The sequence below is a fragment of the Lunatibacter salilacus genome (assembly GCF_009797935.1).
Lineage (GTDB): Bacteria > Bacteroidota > Bacteroidia > Cytophagales > Cyclobacteriaceae > Lunatibacter > Lunatibacter salilacus.
In genome coordinates this window covers 291,798-312,130 of sequence record NZ_VOLC01000004.1, presented here as the reverse complement: position 1 = coordinate 312,130, position 20,333 = coordinate 291,798, and the positions used below count along the sequence as shown (strand labels likewise).

General features: G+C 41.4%; 21 protein-coding genes. 14 read left to right on the top strand and 7 right to left on the bottom strand.

All coding sequences use genetic code 11. From position 1 onward, the window contains the following. The first annotated feature begins 215 nt into the window (after positions 1–215). Complete coding sequence (locus FQ608_RS08000; RefSeq protein ID WP_158857294.1) at positions 216–2,426, top strand: DUF5916 domain-containing protein; 2,211 nt, start codon at positions 216–218, stop codon at positions 2,424–2,426. A gap of 260 nt (positions 2,427–2,686) precedes the next feature. On the opposite strand, the gene FQ608_RS07995 is transcribed toward FQ608_RS08000, so the two are convergent. Beyond that, complete coding sequence (locus FQ608_RS07995) at positions 2,687–3,616, bottom strand: dienelactone hydrolase family protein (RefSeq protein ID WP_199856335.1); 930 nt, start codon at positions 3,614–3,616, stop codon at positions 2,687–2,689. Between the two features lie 222 nt (positions 3,617–3,838). Here FQ608_RS07995 and FQ608_RS07990 point away from each other — a divergent pair, with 222 nt between their 5' ends. Then, a complete protein-coding gene (locus FQ608_RS07990) occupies positions 3,839–4,300 on the top strand; it encodes an antitoxin Xre-like helix-turn-helix domain-containing protein (protein WP_158857293.1) in 462 nt (153 codons plus the stop codon). 7 nt (positions 4,301–4,307) lie between these two features. Then, positions 4,308–4,763, top strand: a complete 456-nt coding sequence (locus FQ608_RS07985) for an RES family NAD+ phosphorylase (protein WP_158857292.1) — start codon at positions 4,308–4,310, stop codon at positions 4,761–4,763. A 248-nt stretch (positions 4,764–5,011) separates the two neighbouring features. On the opposite strand, the gene FQ608_RS07980 is transcribed toward FQ608_RS07985, so the two are convergent. From FQ608_RS07980 to FQ608_RS07970, 3 genes are all read right to left on the bottom strand, one after another. Then, the gene (locus tag FQ608_RS07980) at positions 5,012–6,115 is read right to left on the bottom strand and encodes an AI-2E family transporter (RefSeq protein WP_158857291.1); all 1,104 of its coding nucleotides are present in this window, start codon (positions 6,113–6,115) and stop codon (positions 5,012–5,014) included. Positions 6,116–6,151: 36 nt separating this feature from the next. Continuing rightward, entirely contained in the window at positions 6,152–7,327 is a 1,176-nt protein-coding gene (locus tag FQ608_RS07975; RefSeq protein ID WP_158857290.1) for a hypothetical protein, read from the bottom strand. A 95-nt stretch (positions 7,328–7,422) separates the two neighbouring features. Beyond that, on the bottom strand, positions 7,423–8,460 hold the full coding sequence (locus tag FQ608_RS07970; RefSeq protein ID WP_234364125.1) for an amidohydrolase family protein: 1,038 nt from the start codon (positions 8,458–8,460) through the stop codon (positions 7,423–7,425). 270 nt (positions 8,461–8,730) lie between these two features. Between FQ608_RS07970 and FQ608_RS07965 the strand changes: the two genes are divergently transcribed. Continuing rightward, a complete protein-coding gene (locus FQ608_RS07965) occupies positions 8,731–11,427 on the top strand; it encodes a DUF7133 domain-containing protein (protein ID WP_158857288.1) in 2,697 nt (898 codons plus the stop codon). Positions 11,428–12,145: 718 nt separating this feature from the next. Here the strand turns inward: FQ608_RS07965 and FQ608_RS07960 are convergent. Further along, a complete protein-coding gene (locus FQ608_RS07960; protein ID WP_158857287.1) occupies positions 12,146–12,439 on the bottom strand; it encodes a hypothetical protein in 294 nt (97 codons plus the stop codon). A 190-nt stretch (positions 12,440–12,629) separates the two neighbouring features. On the opposite strand from FQ608_RS07960, the gene FQ608_RS07955 reads away from it, so the two are divergent. Then, entirely contained in the window at positions 12,630–13,673 is a 1,044-nt protein-coding gene (locus tag FQ608_RS07955) for a DUF3667 domain-containing protein (RefSeq protein ID WP_158857286.1), read from the top strand. Positions 13,674–13,706: 33 nt separating this feature from the next. Here the strand turns inward: FQ608_RS07955 and FQ608_RS07950 are convergent, their stop codons facing one another. Together FQ608_RS07950 and FQ608_RS07945 are read right to left on the bottom strand one after the other, a co-directional pair. Continuing rightward, complete coding sequence (locus FQ608_RS07950; RefSeq protein WP_158857285.1) at positions 13,707–13,961, bottom strand: hypothetical protein; 255 nt, start codon at positions 13,959–13,961, stop codon at positions 13,707–13,709. 289 nt (positions 13,962–14,250) lie between these two features. After that, positions 14,251–14,574: a hypothetical protein gene (locus FQ608_RS07945; RefSeq protein WP_158857284.1), complete on the bottom strand. Its 324-nt coding sequence runs from the start codon at positions 14,572–14,574 to the stop codon at positions 14,251–14,253. A gap of 133 nt (positions 14,575–14,707) precedes the next feature. On the opposite strand from FQ608_RS07945, the gene FQ608_RS07940 reads away from it, so the two are divergent. The 9 genes from FQ608_RS07940 to FQ608_RS07900 all read left to right on the top strand — a co-directional run bounded on the left by FQ608_RS07940 (position 14,708) and on the right by FQ608_RS07900 (position 20,154). After that, positions 14,708–14,860: a hypothetical protein gene (locus FQ608_RS07940; RefSeq protein ID WP_158857283.1), complete on the top strand. Its 153-nt coding sequence runs from the start codon at positions 14,708–14,710 to the stop codon at positions 14,858–14,860. A gap of 221 nt (positions 14,861–15,081) precedes the next feature. Next, complete coding sequence (locus tag FQ608_RS07935) at positions 15,082–15,516, top strand: RrF2 family transcriptional regulator (RefSeq protein WP_158857282.1); 435 nt, start codon at positions 15,082–15,084, stop codon at positions 15,514–15,516. 38 nt (positions 15,517–15,554) lie between these two features. Beyond that, positions 15,555–17,414, top strand: coding sequence for a cbb3-type cytochrome c oxidase subunit I (locus FQ608_RS07930; RefSeq protein WP_234364124.1), 1,860 nt, complete (start codon positions 15,555–15,557; stop codon positions 17,412–17,414). 11 nt (positions 17,415–17,425) lie between these two features. Continuing rightward, positions 17,426–18,430, top strand: coding sequence for a cbb3-type cytochrome c oxidase subunit II (locus tag FQ608_RS07925; protein ID WP_158857281.1), 1,005 nt, complete (start codon positions 17,426–17,428; stop codon positions 18,428–18,430). A 5-nt stretch (positions 18,431–18,435) separates the two neighbouring features. Then, positions 18,436–18,669, top strand: coding sequence for a hexameric tyrosine-coordinated heme protein (locus tag FQ608_RS07920; RefSeq protein ID WP_158857280.1), 234 nt, complete (start codon positions 18,436–18,438; stop codon positions 18,667–18,669). Continuing rightward, positions 18,669–18,932, top strand: a complete 264-nt coding sequence (locus FQ608_RS07915) for a hypothetical protein (RefSeq protein ID WP_234364123.1) — start codon at positions 18,669–18,671, stop codon at positions 18,930–18,932. The genes FQ608_RS07920 and FQ608_RS07915 overlap by 1 nt, the downstream gene beginning before the upstream one ends. 15 nt (positions 18,933–18,947) lie before the next feature. Further along, positions 18,948–19,370 carry a cytochrome C gene (locus tag FQ608_RS07910; RefSeq protein WP_158857279.1) on the top strand — a complete coding sequence of 141 codons (423 nt, stop codon included), beginning with the start codon at positions 18,948–18,950 and terminating at the stop codon, positions 19,368–19,370. Continuing rightward, positions 19,370–19,765, top strand: coding sequence for a group III truncated hemoglobin (locus FQ608_RS07905; protein ID WP_158857278.1), 396 nt, complete (start codon positions 19,370–19,372; stop codon positions 19,763–19,765). The genes FQ608_RS07910 and FQ608_RS07905 overlap by 1 nt, the downstream gene beginning before the upstream one ends. A gap of 110 nt (positions 19,766–19,875) precedes the next feature. Further along, entirely contained in the window at positions 19,876–20,154 is a 279-nt protein-coding gene (locus tag FQ608_RS07900) for a hypothetical protein (RefSeq protein WP_158857277.1), read from the top strand. Positions 20,155–20,333 lie beyond the last annotated feature (179 nt).

The following is a 20,333-nucleotide window of genomic DNA, read 5'->3' as shown; positions in this document are numbered from 1 at the left end:
TAAATGAGCTAGGGGATAGAGATCGTTTCTTTTACTCCACTTCTTTTAACCGAATATGTGTTAGCACGAAAATCGAGGCAAAACTGCGCATGTTTATGCCAAAAAACCAATTGTTACTTTGAAAGTGACTTTAAGCGAAAATATTACCATTTATATAAAAACAGAATAGCATTTCGCAATTGAATGGTTACGTTTAGGTTTGAATATTGAAATCTATGAAAAGGATTATTTTTGTTTTTATCCTAATAAGTACTATATGCAAGTCATCTTTTGCGCAGGAAGACCCACATCCGGGTATTTTTGCCGATAAGCTCAATGGTTTTATCAAAATAGATGGATTATTGGATGAGCAGGTTTGGCAGGAAGATGGCTGGGTATCTGATTTTGTCCAGACATTTCCCTCGGATACATCCCTTGCCATTGTACAAACCAAGGTGAAAATTGTATACAATGAAAAATTTTTATATATAGCTGCGGTTATGCTCAATCCTGAGCCTCGGGACGAATATGTAAGCACTTCTTTAAGAAGGGATTATAGAGGAAATCAAAATGACGGCATTAGCTTTGTTCTGGATACTTTTAAGGACAAAACAAACGGTTACATTTTCGGGGTTAATCCATACGGTGTACAGCGGGAAGCTCAGATGGGGAACGGGGGATTGAACCAAACGGATTTTAACCTTGCCTGGGATAATAAGTGGTACGCCGAAGCTAAAATCCATGAGGATCATTGGACTGTCGAAGTGGCAATTCCATTTTCTACATTAAGGTATAAAGACGGTGGTACGAGCTGGAATGTTAATTTTTACCGAATTGACAGTAAATACTCTGAAAAATCTACCTGGACGCCCATTCCGAAAAATTTCAACGTCACCCACATGGCCTTTTCAAGGAAGCTAACCTTTCCAGAGCCTTTACCCAAATCTGGAACAAATATTTCGATCATACCATACGCCGCAATGGGCACTTCCAGAAATTACCTTGAAGGTTTCAGTGAACCTTTACGGCCCGCTTTTGGAGGGGATGCGAAAATAGGGGTCGGTCCGGCCTTGAACCTTGACCTGACAGTAAATCCTGATTTTTCCCAAGTAGAAGTGGATGAACAGGTTACCAATCTGGACCGGTTTGAAATTTTCTTTCCTGAAAGAAGGCAATTCTTTTTGGAAAACGCAGATTTGTTTGCCGATTTTGGAACCGATAGGATCCGTCCCTTTTTTTCCAGAAGGATCGGCGTGGATAGAGATGAAAATACTGGTCAGAATGTTCAAAATCCAATCTTTTATGGAGCCAGATTAAGTGGGAAATTGACGGATGATTTGCGGATCGGTGCCATGAACATGCAAACTGCCAATGATCCACTGAGAGGTATTTCCGGTAAAAATTTCACTGTGGCAGCACTTCAAAAGAAAGTGTTTAACCGATCCAATGTGGGTGTGATGCTAGTCAATCGGGAGTCCATGGATATCCATAAAGGAGGAACTTCCATACAACATGATGCCTCCAACAGATTGGCAGGAGTTGATTATAACTTGTTCTCCAAGGATAACCGATGGAGTGGGAAGTTTTTCTATCATAGGACATTCGAAGAGGTTGCCGGACCGGATGCGGGAACAGGGCATGCACAGCTTGCCTTTAGTGATGTCAATTTTTCCGCTGGCTTAGCTTATTCCTATGTTGGCGCAGATTATAACCCTTTGGTAGGTTATACCCCCCGAACGGACTTTCAAAGAATTTCCCCTGAATTAGGCTATGTTTTTTTTCCCAAATCCAGCAATATAAACCGTCATGGTCCCGGCTTCAAATCAGAAACCTTATGGAATGAGACCTTGGGGGTAACCGATGAATTGCATACGTTGAATTACCTGGTTCAGTTTGATTCATTTGCGGAAATGACATTTAGCTATAATAATCAATACACGTATCTGTTTTTCCCGTTCGATCCAACCAGAACCGGAGGAGAGCCTTTGCTTAGCGGGACCTCTTACAGGAACAATTTCATGGGTTTTGATTTCAGAACAGATCCCAGAAAAACTTTTGCCCTTTTGGGTAAGGGACAAATCGGGGAATATTATACGGGAACTATGAGCAATTTCAGCGGAACCACCCAATGGAGATTGGGGTACCTGGCCAATATTTCCATGAATATCAGTTACAGCAGAATCAGACTGCCAGACCCTCAAATTGATGCAGATTTGGTTCTAATCGGACCTAGAATTGACCTAACCTTTACCAAGAGCTTGTTCTGGACCACCTTTGTCCAATACAACAATCAAATAGACAATATAAACCTCAACACCCGGCTGCAATGGCGCTATGCGCCGGTTTCTGATCTTTTCATGGTCTATACCGACAACTACTTTCCCGAGTCATTTGCTTCCAAACAACGGGCTTTCGTAATGAAATTGAATTACTGGTTAAATCTTTAACCGCTGTTCGACATTTACAATGTCGAACTCAGATAAAAGGGGATTTGCAATCCCGGTCCCAAGTTTGGCAGCTCGCTTGGCATTGCAATTTCCAGTTATCTGTCCTTGCGATTGCAACTCACGGGATTCGGCTACGCTCACCCCTCGTAACTAACGCTGTCCGACGTTAGCAATGTCCGACTCCAAATAAAAAGGGATTTGCAATCCCAAATTGGCTTTTAAAACTCATTAACTTCATGGCAGGAAATCTCACCTCCCTTTTACAACCAATCCCTCAAAAACTGTAATATATCGTCCCTCATTTCGGCTGTTTCTTCGTGGGCTACCGGATATATTTTCAACTTCCAGGCCTCCGGTGCCCCATCTTGGGCGTAGACTTCCTTCAGGTTCCTGTCGATAATTGCCAGGCCTTCAAGAGGTGTTAGTGGGTCGAATTCGCCTGCCAGTCCAAAATGGGGACGGGGTGAAATCAGCGCATTGATGGATGAGGTGGAAAAATGGGATAACAAATCAGGAACATAATAGTAGATTCCGTGCAGGCGAAGATCCCCTTTCTCCATCAGTGTATAAAAATCCGTCAGACAATTCAAGTCCACGGTCACGGCAATGCGTTCATCTAAAGCGGCCAACCACCAAGCCATGGTGCTTCCCATGGACATCCCCATTGTCGCTATCCGATCAGGATCAATATCTTCCCGGGAAACAAGGTAGTCCAATGCCCTGAGGTTGTCATAGACCATCATGCCAAAGAGCACCTGACCCTGCCACAGCATTTCTTTAAATAAATCGATTTCGGCCCTTCCTGACCTTTCCCCAAATCCCCAAGAATCCAAACAAAGACCGGCATACCCCTCTTTTGCCAAAGCGATAGCATAGGGAGGGGTTTGCATTTCCTTTCTTCCTTGGGTAAATTCATTCTTTCCAACCTCATATTGCCCAAAATGGGAGTGGTTAAACAGCACAACCGGCAATTTGCCAGTTGCGCCTTTGGGTTTGGAAAAATAGGCAGGCACCAATTCCTGTCCATTTATATCGAAGAGCAACTTTTCTATTATCACACCATCAACTTCCTCACTGGATATCATTTCGACACGAATTGGCCGGTCACGTTCAGGAAGTCTACCGAGTAGCGCATAAAGCTCTTTTCGCAAATCGTCTTTGTCTTTGATCTCATTAGGGGTATTGGACATGGTAGTGCTAACTTGTTGAGAAAAGATGTGTGTTAAGCTACTCAAAATTAAAAAAAAGAAAGTGAATACTGAGCTGAACGTGGACATTCGTAAATCATACATAGGCAATTGCTTTAAAAGAACGCCAATTTAACTTTAAAAATTAATTAAAAAAATTGGTAGTGAAATTATGACAACTGGACAAATTACGTTATATTAATGGACAATTTACTTCATCAATACATGTCAAAAAAACCCTCAAAAATAAGTGAACCTACGGTTGCTCTCTACAGAAAATCCACCTTGTCTGTTCAGGACATTCTTAATGTGGATTTAAGTCGTTTGGATGAACCCTTAAATCGAGTGGATACTTTTCGTAATGGTTTAGAAAGAAAGTCCTTTGATCGCCTTAAAGAAATATCCGGTCTCGATAACCATACGTTGGCTGCGGCCTTGGGAGTTTCGGCCAAAACCCTTCAGCGCAAGGACATATTTGATACCATACAATCAGAAAAAATGTATGAATTGGCGAATTTGTATGCTTTAGGCATCAATTATTTTGGAAATGAAGGATTTAGACGATGGATGGAGCGTCCCCTTTTCTCTATTGGAAATATCAAACCCTTAGCATTAATCGATGTTTCAGAGGGTTTGGAGATTTTAAAGGCTGAAATCATGCGCTTGCAACATGGTATAGCGATTTAGTCTGATAATGAGAATTTACAGAATAGCGGTGACCAAATATTGCGATGCAAGTGGCGAAGGGGCAAAGCTGTATGGTGGAAGATGGAATCTACCCGGAAACCCGGCTTTGTATGGAAGTGCTTCGGTTTCATCTGCTTTACTTGAGCGGCTGACGGTAGACAGCGAGTTGCTTTCATCAGAAAGGTATGTGATCTATTCGGTGATGGAATTCGAAATTTCAGATGATTTGGTAGTTATACCAAAGCTGGGGGAACTACCCATCGGTTGGGATGAAATACCACCTATACAGGCCTCCCAAAAATACGGGACAAATTTGTTGAAATCGGGAATACTTTGTTTTGGTGTTCCATCCGTTGTGGATCAAACTTCTTTGAATTTTGTGATAAATCCCCTATCAAATAGTTTTATTTCGGTTTCGTTTGATGTTTACCCACTCAAATTAGATCAGCGAATTGTTAAGTAATAATACCATTCTACGAGGGTAACTCTTTAATTGGTTGAAAATCAATCCGGCCTACTAATCAATCGTCTTTGAATCTAGACAGAATCCCGCGTAGCTTCTTTAGAAATAGCATAACGAGCCAATTGCATTTCCTTTCTTCCAATTACGAATTCATTGTTACCCACTACATATTGATCAAAGAGGAATGGTTAAACAGCAATACCGGCAGCCTACCCTTTGCGTATTAAGGTTACTTCTTTTCTCAATGTTCATTCTACGTCTTCCTTGTTGTTTCTAAAAAGGTATCCAAATGCCTCCCAGTCGGGTACTTTGTTGGTGATAATGGTAATTACCGCAAATAGTGGAATGGAAAGGACCATACCCACAATTCCCCAAATCGCATTTCCCACCAACACGGAGAAAATGATGAAAAAAGGATTTACGTTCAATTTACTGCCCAAAACCAACGGCTGAAAGATATAGGAATCCACAAACTGAACCACTACAAAAGTCAAGGTAACTCCCAAAATCATCTGGGTATCTCCTCCCCCACCCAAACCGATAACAACGGCGATGACATAGGCAATCATATTTCCAATAAATGGAATAATCGATAAAACAGCACCTATCAAACTAACCAATACGTAGTTTTCCACACCAGAAATCATCAAACCTATCCCATATAGAATTGCTAAAAAAACCATTAGTATCAATCTCCCTACGATATAATGTTGTACCACTTCCAAGGATTGAATGACTATAACCGAAATCCGCTTTTGCTCATCTGCTGGAAACAGTCGGAGTAGAAAGTTAAAGAACTTCTTTCGGTATTGAATGAAAAGGAAGACATACACATAGGTCAAAATCCAAGCCGCCAAGAACCCTCCCATTGCGCCCAGAATGGTCATAGCTTCCTGTTGATTTTCCTTTACATTATCCCCCTCTTCGCCATCCTCAGTTTCTTTAAGCCCATAATCCGCCTTAAATTCATCAAGGGACTCCCTTTCTAATGGGGTGTTTTCAATCATAAATTTCTCTACAGAAGAAAGTGTTTTTTCCATTTTTCCAGTAATGTCCCCTGAATCAGCGATAAAATTACTGAATTGAAAGAATACTAGGGCTGTTATTCCAACGGTAACCAAAATCACTACCAGCAGAGAAACCAATGAAGCAAATACCCGCTTAAAATTTAATTTTTCCTCCATCTTGCGGGCTAATGGAACGGTAAGCATGGCAATTACCAAAGCCAATAATACCGGAGCCAAAACCGATTGTGCCTGTATCAATCCCAAAATCAAAAAATACAAAGCAACAATTACGGACGCATATGCAACTACATTCGTAGGATTGCGGAAAAGTTTGTTTATAGTCATGGGAGATAGTTTCCAATAACTATACCAAAGAAAGTTTTAAAAATCAGTTTCAGGTAAAAGATTAATTCCACTTCTTCTCATCAATTCACTTGCGTTAAAATCATGACAAATTCCCTTGGTGATTTTGTAGTCAAATAAAAAAAAGGAATTTAAAAGGTGGTACATATAGTTTTTTCCGATCGAGTTCCGCGTACCTCTTTGCTGAAACAACTCCATATAACCTTTTAATTTGCTGATTTCAGCAGACGCTGCATTCCTGGTATTAAGAACTAATTTAATATTTTTAAGCAAATTAGATTCAAAATCTGATGATTCTATTAATTTTAAAAGCAATTTATATCCACCTAAAATTTGCACATTATTTTGACTATTCTCAATTAGTTCTTCCGTTACATTTTCATGCCTTTTGATTATCCTTCCGTTTATAATTACTACGAGAAATACAAATAGTAGAGTATATGGATTCAAATCCGCCATTCCCCTCAAAAATTCCATCAAATTTATCAGAAAATACACAAGGGCAGCAAATGATATTACTCCCATAGATCCAGCTAAAAGCAAATAGTTCACTTTAGAATCCAACAATTGATTTGGCTTTAGCATCCCATTTAACAAACCTCTAAAGGATTTATTGGTATTGGAGTAATGCATGCCGGACGCCTGAAATCTTTGCCGCCATTCTAATCCAGAAGAAAGCTCCCTAACAGCAGCCTGCCTTTCCAATATTTCCTTGTGTTGGGATGGTTCCTTCAGCCATTGGGCCAGTTTTGATTCCCCAAACTCAGTAGTTGCTCTGTTGATAAGTTTAAAAATCGAGTGCATGCCAAAAATATTCAGATCTTGGGTATAACGGTGATTCTTATCTATAAAGCTCTCTCCGCCATAGTACTTGGCTAAATCTTGTTTTAGAATATCAATGTCCTGTTGATTAACGCATATTTGATTTTCATGTTGTTTTTTAAGGTATTCGAACCGGTTGAATTGCTTGACAGCAAAACTAAATGCCAAAATAGCTGACGGCATGTAAATCAAAAGAACTCCATAAAGTCCGGAATCAATTATAAATAATGCCAGGACCAAAAAGAGAAGAAATATCAGAAACCTCCATATTGCCAGCCTTTTCAATTTTGAATCAAGCATTAAGATTGTTTCTTTCAATCCGTTTATTCTTTCCTGAAAAAAGGGTACAGATGGAAAATTGGATTGGGGCATTTTTTTGATAATTGGATTTCTAATTTCTGTTTCGAAATAAATCAAGGTAGGTAACCGAAATACACCATATCCGTCAAAGGCAGTGAAATGTGGAATTATTCCTCCAGCTCAAACCACCTAACCGCATTTTGATAAAAAATCTTATCAACGACCTCCTTAGGCAGTTTTAATCCCTGAAAAGGATCATCGATCAGCGTACTGCTCATTTCATTATCCATAACGAAAAAATCCCAGTCTCTCCTCCAGTTTTCCTGCATGCCCTGATGAAGTTGCTCTTTAGTTCTTTCCCCATTGTCAGACAAGTCCGTTGCATACATTACCCGATCCTGATACTGGATAAAAAAGTCCCGAACCTTTTCCCGGTCCTGGGCAGTTTGGTAAAAGACCTGCCCCATCCTAGCAGCGAGATCCACCGCCATATTAGGAAACCGATCCAGCCGACTGGCCAATTCGTCCACATCGTATTCCAGACTTCCCAAATGTGCCCCGACAAATTTCAAGTATGGGTGTTTTTCCAACATCCTGTCCCTTCTCGCCGTAAGTTCCTCATGACTGGGCATATCTGGTTGGAGGTACATGTGATATTCGGGATGGTTGCCGTAATATCTCCGGTCATTGTTGGTCGTCATTTCCTCCAAAGGCAGCCAGCAGTTTTTGGGCTCGCCCAGATGTCCCATCAGCACTTTGTCATTTGCCTGGATATGGTTAAAAATGGGATCAAACCGTACGTCGTCTATAAATATCAAATTGCCTGACGTATCCCGGGAGACCATTCCGATATTTTTCCAAACTTTTACCCCAACCGCACCAGCCTCGAAACAGGAATCCAACCAAGAAAGCACCTTTTTTTCCCAGTTTGGGGAATCCCAGTCGGAAACAGCAAATGCCGTCACCATATCCACCACTTCGGGAGACTGCTTGTGTTGCCTTAGCCCATAAGCAAACTTTCCATAAACATCATCCCATCCCTCAGTATATTCAAGGGAAACATTTATCAGCCGAAAATTATCCGCTGTGGCTTTTTCTACAAAAAAATCCCTATCCGTTTCTATATGGACGTGAACATCCATTTTCTTTACTGCTGGATAATCGTCAACTTGATACCATTGATCCCGCTGGCTGCAAGCACACATATTTAATATAACAAGAGTATGAATGATATATTTTTTCATCATGTATCGGCTGTGAAGTAAAATTTGGCAAAATTGACTAGTAAGCCTTAAATTAAAGCATTAAATATAAATTTGTCAGTATCTATGGGTAGAAATTATTTCCACGGTTATCTCATTATCGTAAAAATGATATATTTTGCAGCCTGTAAAGAGGGTCACCGAAAAATTGAGTAAGCGAGTCATATACCTCCCATACACCCCTTAAATTTTAAAAACTAATATATTGATTTAATGTTCCCACAAGTAAAATTCATCATAGTGTGCTTTACAATTTCACTGTTTGCAAGCTGCAAACAAGAAAAATCACCCTTTGAAATATCTCCCGCAGACCGATTGTCTCCCAACAGATTGGAAGGTCCCTACCCTTCTGTAGCCATTCCGGAGGAAGCAGATTTGGAATCCCCGAGATGGAAGGGGATTGATCTATCTCCCGTTGCTCCAATTATGCCCCTTTCCGCAAATCAGCAGAAGGAAACCTTTATCCTTAGGCCCGGCTTTAAAATCGACCCTATCCTAACCGAACCTCAGATTAAGGAACCTGCGGCCATTCGCTTTGACGGGAACGGGAGGATGTATGTGCTCGAACTAAGGAGCTATATGCAGGACATAGATGCGACCGGGGAATTGTTTCCTACAAGCCGCATTTCCCGCTGGGAGGACAAAGATAACGATGGGATTTATGAAACAGGCATTGTGTTTTTGGACAGCCTTGTTTTTCCCCGTTTTGTAGTGCCCTTCGGTCCCAATTCCATTCTTTCCATGGAGTCCAACGAAGACCATGTCTACAAATATACCGACACCAACAACGACGGCAAAGCCGACAAGAAAGAGCTTTTTGCTACCGGACTGGGCCGTTCAGGCAACGTGGAGCACCAAACAAGTTTCCTGACTTGGGCCATGGACAACTGGATGTACAGTACCTACAATGCGCATCGGATTCGCTGGACTCCAGACGGAGTGATAAAGGAGTCAACAGGCAATCCATATGGACAGTGGGGTGTGACACAGGACAATTATGGCCAGGTATGGTTTCAGGATGGTGCAGGTGGCGTCCCCCAAAATTTCCAATTCCCCCTCTCCTATGGCAATTTTCAGGTAAAGGGTCAGTTTCAAGAAGGCTTCAGGGTACCTTACAGCTTGGTCAAGCTTGCAGACTTTGAACCTGGCATGCGGGAAACCAAACCAGATGGATCGCTGAATAATGTAACCGGTGCTGCCGGAAACGATGTTTTCCGGGGAGACCGACTGCCAAAGGAACTGGTCAATCAGTACTTTTACGGTGAGCCTGTAGGAAGAATTATCCGCCAAGTGCGCTCCGATAAAAAAGATGGATTGACCTACATCCAAAACGAGTATATAGATTCCGAATCAGAATTTATTCAATCCACGGATCCCCTGTTCCGGCCGGTGGATATTGCCACCGCACCTGACGGTACCATGTATATCGTGGATATGTACCGGGGAATCATTCAAGAAGGAAACTGGACGCAGGAAGGGAGCTATCTGCGCACAAAGCTCCTCCAATATCAAATGGATGACATCATCGAAAACGGCCGCATCTGGCGGGTTACTTACGAAGGTATGGAGAGGAGCAAAGAAAAGCCCCGCATGTACGAGGAAACTTCAGCACAGCTTGTAAGGCATCTCTCACACCCTAACGGTTGGTGGAGAGATATGGCCCAGCAAACTATGATATTAAACCAAGACAAATCCATAGCCAAGGAGCTGGAGATACTTGCGCTGGAATCAGACAATGAACTTGCGAGAATACATGCTCTTTGGACAATGGAAGGACTGGGGGTGCTGGAGACCGGGATCGTTAGGAAACTGATTAAGGACCCAAACCCCCAGATTCGTATTCAGGCACTTCGGGCGAGTGAGACGCTATATAAGTACGGACAAAAAGGATTGGAAGCAGATTATATCAGTTTAACAAAAGATACGGACCCCAGCGTAGCCATACAGGCGATCCAAAGTGCCTACTTATTGAAAATTGAAGGGGTGGAAAACCTGTTGAAAACCACCCTTGCTCAAAACAAAAGCAACGGCGTACAAGTGGTAGGCACGCAGTTGTTAGAAAAAATGGATGCCGCCAAACTATTGGCTTCCACCCAGTATTCCCCGATCGAGCGCGAACTCTTTGACAAGGGAAAAACCATTTTTGACGGCTATTGTGCAGCCTGTCATGGCGTAAAAGGCTTGGGTACTCCAACTGGTCCCGCTGGTGGAGAGCTCCTTGCTCCCGGTTTTTCAGGATCTCCACGCATTCAGGGACATCCGGAGTATGCCGTCAAGACCCTTCTGCACGGACTAACCGGAGCGATAGAAGGCAAAGAATATGAGGGGATTATGATAGCTATGGACACCAACGACGACGAATGGATAGCTTCCGTAGTTTCCTATATTCGAAATGATTTTGGCAACAAGGGAAGCTTCATCAGTCCGGATTATGTCGCACAGGTGAGAAAAGAGACAGAAAACCGATCCTCGACATATTCCTATGATGAGTTGATCGGAGAAATTCCCAAGGCCCTATTTCCGCAGGACAACTGGAAAGTCACCGCCAGCAGCACGGCACTTCAGGGCGTAGGATCTACCCGGGATCCCTCCTATGCGTTTACCTATAAAGGATGGAAAACGGAAACGCCACAGGAACCAGGCATGTGGTTCCAAGTAGAACTACCCCAACCGGCCAACTTTTCCGAAATCCAGTTTGATGTGAATGATGATCAGTTTCCCCGTAGCTATGCCGTATCGGTGTCTGAGGACGGAAATTCCTGGTCTCAGGTGGCTGAAGGTTCGGGAGAAAAAGGGTTGAATTCCCTGCACTGGAAAGAACAGGTTTCAGCCAAGTACATTCGAGTACACGCATCGGAGAAAAATGAGAACTCATGGGCTATGCGTAATTTGAAGCTTTACGCCAGGTAATTTTTATAATGCTATAGGAAATCGTTTGAAAAAGGAGCGGCAACAAGTGGTTGGCGCTCCTTTTTTTGTTGGGATCATTTGGTAGTATGCAATATTGAACAGAAACCTAATTCAGAAAAAAAATAAGTTAAAGTCATTTTCCATACCCCTTTAAAAAGCAAAAGCGGGAACAAACTCTTGGAGCTATTCCCGCTTCACCATCTGAAGACCTTGGTATTCAAATAATGACAAGCTACAGTTATTGTGACTTCTTTCCAGTTACCCGGAAATCTAACCTTAGGCTGATAAACTTACACTTCTCAATCTTTCAATTGGATCGGCTGACTTGGGTATTTCTGCGGTTAACCGTTTCAAACATAAGACCCGAAAGCCTTAGCCCATTCATACTTTCATCGCAAGATTTTCAACCTTAGTCCAAAACATTACTCTTGGCCTTTTATCTCTCACTTGTTGAAATAAAGCTAAAGATTAAAACTCTAAATTCCAAGGGATATTTGAAAAATTTTTTAAATTAAATGGTTCAGTGGAAAATGATTGGTTAGAATTCGTATGTCAAGGATTAAAGCTCTTCTAGAGCTCTTTTGTTCAACCCTTTCAGGTCGGAAGAAATTCAAAATATGTCCTGTCTGTCGTTCGACATTGCAAATGTCGAACAGCGGTTAAGTAAACTTCTCCGTCGAGGCGGAAAAAATTATCTATCCATCTTCCTTTAGGTTTACTATTCAACTTTTCTGATTTCAATAATTTTGCAGTTGGTGAATTTAGGACATGATTCATTCACGCCTGTTTCCTGATACGTAACACTAATTTTATCTCCTGAAATAAATGAATGAATATCCTCCAAAGAAACGACTAAGGTATCCCCATTATCAAGATGGAGTTGATCCGCACAAAACATCAAACCTCCGCTACGCCACACATTTCCTTCTGCCTGCTGAATGGTAATATCCTCATTATCATTTGAACACGCTGCCAAAGCGGCTAAAAACAAAATTCCATATATGATTTTCATAACCGCTATTTTATTTAGACCAGAAAATACCGACTGATTTCAATATACTTCCAATTTAGCAACTTAAATTGAAATTCCACTGGAATTGTTCAAATTGTGAGGAGGATAACGAATCCTATTTATTTGAAGTCCCGACACTGTTAATGCCGATCGGGATAACTTGAAAATACATCAAAAAAGATAAACTTTTGTGGAAATTCACCAGAGAAATGATTGTTGCCTGAATTGTGGCAACACCTTGCCAGCAAAGGAAAATTATTGTCCTGAATGCGGACAGGAGAATAAAGATCAAAAGGTGCCTATCGGTGTCTTTTTGGAGGAATTACTTGCTAGTCTATTTAGCTTTGACGGTAAGTTTTTGCAGACGTTAACGGCGTTTTTCTTCAAACCAGGAAAGCTTACCATTGCCTTTAACAGTGGTCAACGGAAAAAATACACCCACCCCATTCGTCTATACCTGATTTTTTCCCTTTTCTATTTTTTTATGATTGGCTTTTTGATTCCGAAAGACATGTTTGACCGAATTTTAAACTCGGACTTAGGCCTTATTTTCACTGAGTTCCGAGAAAATGGAGAGGAAAAACTCTTGGAACCGGATCAGCAAAAAGAGGTCCGACTACAACTAGAAGATGAAATAAGGGAGGAAATGCCGGCTGAATACTCAATAAGTACAAGCAATACCTCCGACAGCGTCAATAAGACCCATTCCTGGAAAGAGCTGAGGTTTTTGTCAATTGACCCTACAGTGAATGAGGAGCAGTTTTCGCAGGCACTGGCAAACAGTCCCTATTCTTTTGGTTTGGATTTGACCATGGAAAAGAAACGGGCATTTATTGCCCATTCCAATTTGTTCGTAAGCCAGGTTGCCAAAAACCTTCCACTTATGATGCTAATCCTGCTGCCTGTATTTGCTTTGTTCGTGCACGTTTTGTTTTGGAAGCGGGAAGTTTATTTCATTGAAAACCTTATTCTGGGTTTTCACCTTCACGCGTTTGCTTATGCCCTGTATGGCATCGTTATTCTACTGAGTTTTTTTGGTGGGTTTCAAAGTAGTTGGCTTATGATTGGAGCGTTTGTGCTAGTGACAACCTATGCCTATATCGCCCTGATAAAAATATATCGGCAGCATTGGTTCAAAACGTTGATCAAGTTTTGGATACTTGGTGGATTCTACCTGCTTGTACTTTCAATGGGTGTGGCAGTGGATCTATACCTTTCCTTGATCCTTCTTTAAGTTCGGGATTAAAAAAAGCATATTCGTTAGCATTCAATCTTCATAGGTCTTTGTTTCTGGGGGCAGTTGGAAAAACAATTCTTTTCCCTTATAAAAAACCTTTCCAACCCGCTCAATATGATCAACCAAGGAGGGAGCTTTAAGCTGGTGAAAAATGGAAATATCAAAAAGATAAGGTGTATTCAGATCATCAATATCCTGCTCAACCGAGGCTAGCATTTCAGGCTGTAAAGCAATTCCTTTTAAGCTGATATCTAATGATGTCAATTGGATTAACACCATTTTCATCAATGGCTGATTTAAGTTGGCGAAAGACTTTTTGATAATTCTCAAACCATTGTTGCCAGAGAATATCTGTAGATTCTTCCAAAATTGAATTATTGAGGTAGGATTGAATTAAGGATAAATTTAATAAATAAATGTGATCTCCCAAGATATTCCAGCCATTGAATATTCCTAACCAGACTCTCCACTCGGACATTTTTAAGAAGCTGCTTACTATTCTACCCAATAAACTAAGTTGGAAATGCGTCCAGCCTACCCATAACACAGGATGATATAGTTTTTCCTGAATGCCCTAGACCAAGGGAAGTATAATTGGCGCATGGGCCCAAATCATGGAAAAGGTAAAACCCAAAAAGAATATATGGATATAAATATCATAAAACAATGGATGGAATGCTAAGAAGCAAAGAACGACTCCATTGAGAATTAACCAAACATAACCTACTTTCAATCCTACTCCGACGTATTTGAATTGCTTATCCTTTTTTGCCGCAACGTAAGCCATATCAAAAAGCAAGAGCCAACTGCCGATAAAAATAACTGATCCGCCCATTATCCAAGTTCTCATATCATGAAATGGCAACCACATCCCAAGAAAGAAAAATCCTATAAACATATAAAGGAGAATTTTGGCATAAGTTGGTTTAGGAAGGAACTTACTTAATTCGAGCCGCTCACCAATTATCGTAAATAATAAAAAGCCCATCCATCACGATACCGGAGCAGGAATAAACCCCGTATAAATCATCGTGAAATTTCCAAGTAGCCAAGAAGCGGCTCCTATTGACATGACATATTGGGTATGCTACCGGATGCCTCAAACTTTGCAAATACGTCATGATCAAAAGACCTATGCTGGCTGTCAAAAGCAGGTAGTGGCCAACAATCTCCCAATCGGGTAACAACAATACCGGGATGGATAAGCCACACAAAAAAGAAACTAACAACCATCTTGTATTCCAAACAATCGGTGAACCACTGAATGTGTGCCACGTTTTGATATATAAGCTAAAAATATAAATCGTCGAAATGAGAAGTGGTTGAGTATAACAAACCTTATTTACGATAATCTTGTCGGAAATAAAAAAATACACTACATTTGTTAAAATAACTGACCAGCATCATGTTTTCCAAATCCTGCGAATACGGTATAAAGGCCATCATCTATATCGCCACCAAGTCTTTGGAGGGAGAAAGAGTTAAAATCGGCGAGGTAAGCCGAGGTATTAATGCGCCTGAAGCCTTTACGGCTAAAATATTAACTGCCTTGATAAATAAGAATATTCTGGGATCCAGAAAAGGACCCTATGGAGGTTTCCTAATCGAAATCAAAAAGATAGCAGAAATTAAAGTCAGCGATATCGTCTCAGCAATAGATGGGGATGATATTTACACAGGTTGCGGTCTTGGGCTTGAAGAATGCAACAGTAACCAACCTTGTCCAATGCATGATAAATTCTTGAAAATTAGAGAAGATCTCAAAAAGATGCTTGAAACAACCACAATCCTTGATTTGGCCACCGGACTAAAATCAGGTAAAACCTTATTGGTGCGATAAAAAAAAATTTAAACCTATTTCCGATAAATTTATCCAAAATGAAAATCAGGAATTTTTCCATCATACTACTAGGTTTTCTGTCCGTTTTCCCAAAGGAAATATCAGCTCAACCTACTCCAAACCCTGAAACGGCCAACTGGATGTCAAGCCCGGCAATAATTGGAACTGTCCTGCTAATTGTAACGGTACTTCTCATTGCCATATTCATTCTGACTGTGAAGGCTTCAGCCTATTTCTCGCAGCTTGAATCCAAGACTGAAAAAAACAGGAAAAATGAATTTGGCGAGCGACTTCTTGATATGAATGAAGCAGAGATTGACACAATCCTCGAAAAACGTAAGAAAGCGGCTCATTATCGGCTGTTCGGCAGTGAATTGGGAAGCGACCTGGAAGTGGAAGACAGCCGTGGCATCATTGCCGGTGTAACCCATGAACCAAACAATCCCCTCGTTGACGAAAAGAAAAAGTCCCCCATTACCTACGATACCCCCTTCCAACTTAAGAAAATAATCACTTGGTATATCGGTGCCTCCGTTTTTTGGCTGGTGTTCGGCACATTGATCGGTCAATATCTGGGGCTGAAATTTTTATGGCCCGAAATGGATTCCGTTTCTTGGCTTTCCTTTGGGAGATTGCGGCCTGTTCATACAAATGCTGTCTTTTGGGGTTGGGCCTCTCTAACCATGATTGGTTTGGGGCATTTTGTCATTACGAGGACCTCCAATAATATCTTATACAGTTATAGACTCGCCTGGTATGCCTGGTGGTTGATGAACCTGAGTGTTACGATTGGCACACTGTTTCTCATGTCAGGGATCAACAATGGCGGAGGTGAATACCGAGAATATATTTGGCCGGTGGCATTGCTTTTTGCCCTTGGTATAATCATCACTTTTTACAATTTCTACCAAACCGTCGCACGCCGTAAAATCGAAGAAATCTACGTATCCAACTGGTATTTGCTGGGTGGATTGGGTTGGACCATTATTCTGGTGATTATTGGCTATCTCCCCATGTATCAGGATGGTCTTGGTGAGACTGTCATCCAAGGTTATTATATGCACCAAGGGGTAGGCATGTGGTTTATGACGTTTACATTGGGGTTGATCTATTATTATCTCCCCTCCTCTCTTAACAAACCCATATATTCTTATTCGTTGGGTGTTTTGGCATTTTGGACACAGATGCTGTTTTACACCCTCATTGGCACCCACCATTTTGTTTTCAGCCCTTTGCCATGGTGGCTGCAGACGGTGGCAATCGTCTTCAGTGCCGGCATGCTGATCCCGGTAGTAGCTGGTACAACCAACTTTCTGATGACCATGAGGGGTAGTTGGAATGAAATTACAAAGAGTTATGTCCTGCCCTTCTTTCTGGTTGGCGTTGTATTTTATTTTGTCGGATCCGCCCAGGGAAGCCTGCAAGCCTTCCGGTTTACGAATTTCGTCTGGCATTTTACGGATTTCAATGTGGCACATTCCCACATGACCATGTACGGGATAATAACCTTTATTCTATGGGCCTGCGTGTATGCCATACTTCCCAAATTAACAGGCAGGGAACCGAGGCAACTCTTGGTGGGAATGCATTTCTGGATGGCATTTATCGGCCTATTTGCCTATATGGTATCGCTGATGGTAGGTGGCACTCTAAAAGGACTGAGCTGGATAGAAGGCGAACCCTTCATTCAATCCGTAATCCTGATGCAGCCTTTCTGGCTTTGGAGGGCTATTGGCGGAACCCTTATGTTCATCTCCCATCTCCTATTTGCCTATAATTTCTACGTGATGACCGGGAGCCAAAAGCAAACGGTTGAAAATCCAACCGGAATTACGCCGGGGATGGGGATTCCAGCATCAAATAAACAAGGTCTAAAAAATGAAACGGTCACCTTTTAATTGCATTTGAAATGTTAGATTTTCATAAAAATCATAAACTTCTTGTAGGTACTGCGATGTTCGGCTTTTTCGTGCTGAGTATTTTGGTTGCCCTGATGCCTGCTTTTCAGATTCAACAGACCCAACCACTCCCCACTATGGAGGGGTTTTCGGAGGAGGAATTAAATGGCCTACACATTTATGTACAGGAAAATTGTATGTCATGCCATACACAGCAAGTGAGAAATATCGAAATGGACAATAGCTGGGGAAAACGTCCTTCCATTCCTTCGGATTATTACTTCAGTAAGCAACGGCAGGACCTGTGGAGGCAGTCTCCATCACTTTTGGGAAGTGAAAGAACCGGACCTGATCTTACAAATGCGGGGCAAAGACAACCGGGAATGGAATGGCATTTATTGCATCTGTACAATCCCAGGATTGTTGTCAAAGAATCCATCATGCCTTCCTATCCGTGGCTTTTTGAGCTTAAAGAGGAGTCAAAAATTAAGGATACTGACTATCTGGTAGCTGTTCCCCAAAAATTCATACATGCATCCAACAAAAAGGTGGTTGCTTCCAAAAAAGCCCTTGATCTCGTAGCCTATCTTCAATCCCTGAAGCAGGCTGAAATGCCCCAAAACCCTGCCGTCGGTTTTATTCCTTCGTCAAAGAAAATTGAGCCCCGAAATAATGGAGGTGATGCAGTTCTTCCCGATGGCGAGAAATTGTATATGAACAATTGTGCTGCCTGTCATCAAGCTGAAGGGGGTGGACTTGCAGGTGCCTTTCCTTCCCTAATCGGGAGTCCCATTATCAACGATGAAAATCCGGAAACATTGATCAGGATCATCCTGGAAGGCTATGATGCGAGGCCGGAATTTGGTGTAATGCCAGGCTTTCAGGAAACGCTTTCTGATGAGGAAGTCGCCGCAATTGCTAACCATGAACGTTCAAATTGGGGAAATACGGCCGGTGCAGTTACTCTAGATGAGGTAAAAGAAATCAGATCCTTTGTTAATTCACTTAAACAATAATTAGTATGGAAACCAAAGAAATTTATTTGGAATCACTGATAACAGCCACACCTCAGGAAGGACGTGAACTGGCAATTAAATTAGCCCGAAAATCAATTGCAGCAATCCAGCCGGATAGCGATATCCGCAAAAATCTTAGAAGTGACTATGCCCAGGACACCGCGCAGCTGATTGCTTCCTCGTTGGTAATAGCCACGGAGTTTCATACGATTGCCATGGCCAATAATTACTGGAAATAATGCGGAATTTAAAAACACTCCTTATCACTCTCATCATTTTCTTGTATGCGCCTATAAGTTATGCTTGTGAAGTATGTAAATCCAATCAACCTAAAATGCTGGAAAACATTACACATGGACAAGGACCTCAGGGGAATGTGGATTATCTGATTACCTGGTCAGCCGCAATACTTGTAGCTTTCACCTTGGTTTTCAGTGTAATATACCTCGTCAAGCCCAAAGAAAACAAGCCTGGGCATATTAAAAACATCGTTTTGGAATAATAAAAAGTAGAATCCATGGAAGATAACAGAACAGTCAAAATTTTTCTTGATTCGGACCCAAAACCATTTGCGGAATTCGCTCCTCCTATAAAGTTTGTTTTGGACACAACTAAAATCCCTGACGGAAAGCATATTCTCAAAATTCTCGCCAAATCCACTTCCGGGAAAGAGGGCATCAAAACAATATCCTTTGAGGTGAGAAACGGACCTGATATATCGGTTATGGGTATAAAAGAAGGGGAAGTTGTCAACCAGCAAATCCCAATTACGGTGAATTCCTATGGAAGTGAGCGCAACGATTTTTTTATGATTAGGGGTTCAGAAACGCCCCAGGCAATTCCCGCTTGGGTTTGGGCGCTCATCATTTCTTTTGTAGGCTTTGCGGCGTTTTATTTCACCATGTTCTGGAATCCGGACCTGTATAAATCCTATTTCTAATGATACCAAAAAAAGAAATTTCTACGCTTGAGGACATCAAATCAATGGTGGATGCCTTCTATGAAAAGGTCCGAAAAGACGGTTTGCTGAAGAATATTTTCAATGAGAAAATCGAGGAAAGGTGGCCTGACCATCTTGAAAAAATGTACAAGTTTTGGCAAACAGTTTTATTGGAAGAGCACACGTACTTCGGCAGCCCCTTTGTGCCACATGCGAGATTGGCGGTGGGAAAAGAACATTTTGACCGCTGGATGCAGCTTTTCTCCGAGACGATAGATGAACGATTTTATGGTAAGAAAGCAGAAAAAGCTAAATGGCAGGGAAATAAAATGGCAGAAATATTCCATACAAAAATTAAATATCATCAACATAGTTCGGTAAGTTCTATTCTGTAAACAGTTATCACCTTATAAAAACTGATTGACAATGCCTTATTCAATTTTGTCCATTAAGTCCAAAGTTTATTCAATAAAAAAATGATTTCAATAATTTAAAACTCAAGGCCATGAATATCAGCGAAAAACTCTTAGCGCATTTAGTTAAGCCTCAAGAAGAAACAAAAAACACAGCACCTGAAGGTTTATGTTCAGTTTGTTGGGGTACTCAGGAATATGATGGAAAAATTAGGATCCTGATAAAGGATAAACAAATTGAAATTAACAACCGTCAAGAAAAAGACATGATTATTAAGGCCTTTGTAAAAGAGCATATAGATGGCATACGCCTTCAAGCGGGAGAAGTCAAATCCTGTCCAACCTGCTCCGGTGAAAATTCAAACAGCTAACTAATCAAATCCTTTGGTCTATCAAAATAAATGAAATCACATTGTTTCCGCTGTTCGTAATTTGCAATCGCGGGGACAGATACTGGGAATTTGTAATTCACTTAGATGACCTATTCTGAACCCGGATTGCAAATCCTTTTTATCCGTGATACGGACTTACAAATGTCAAACAGCCGATT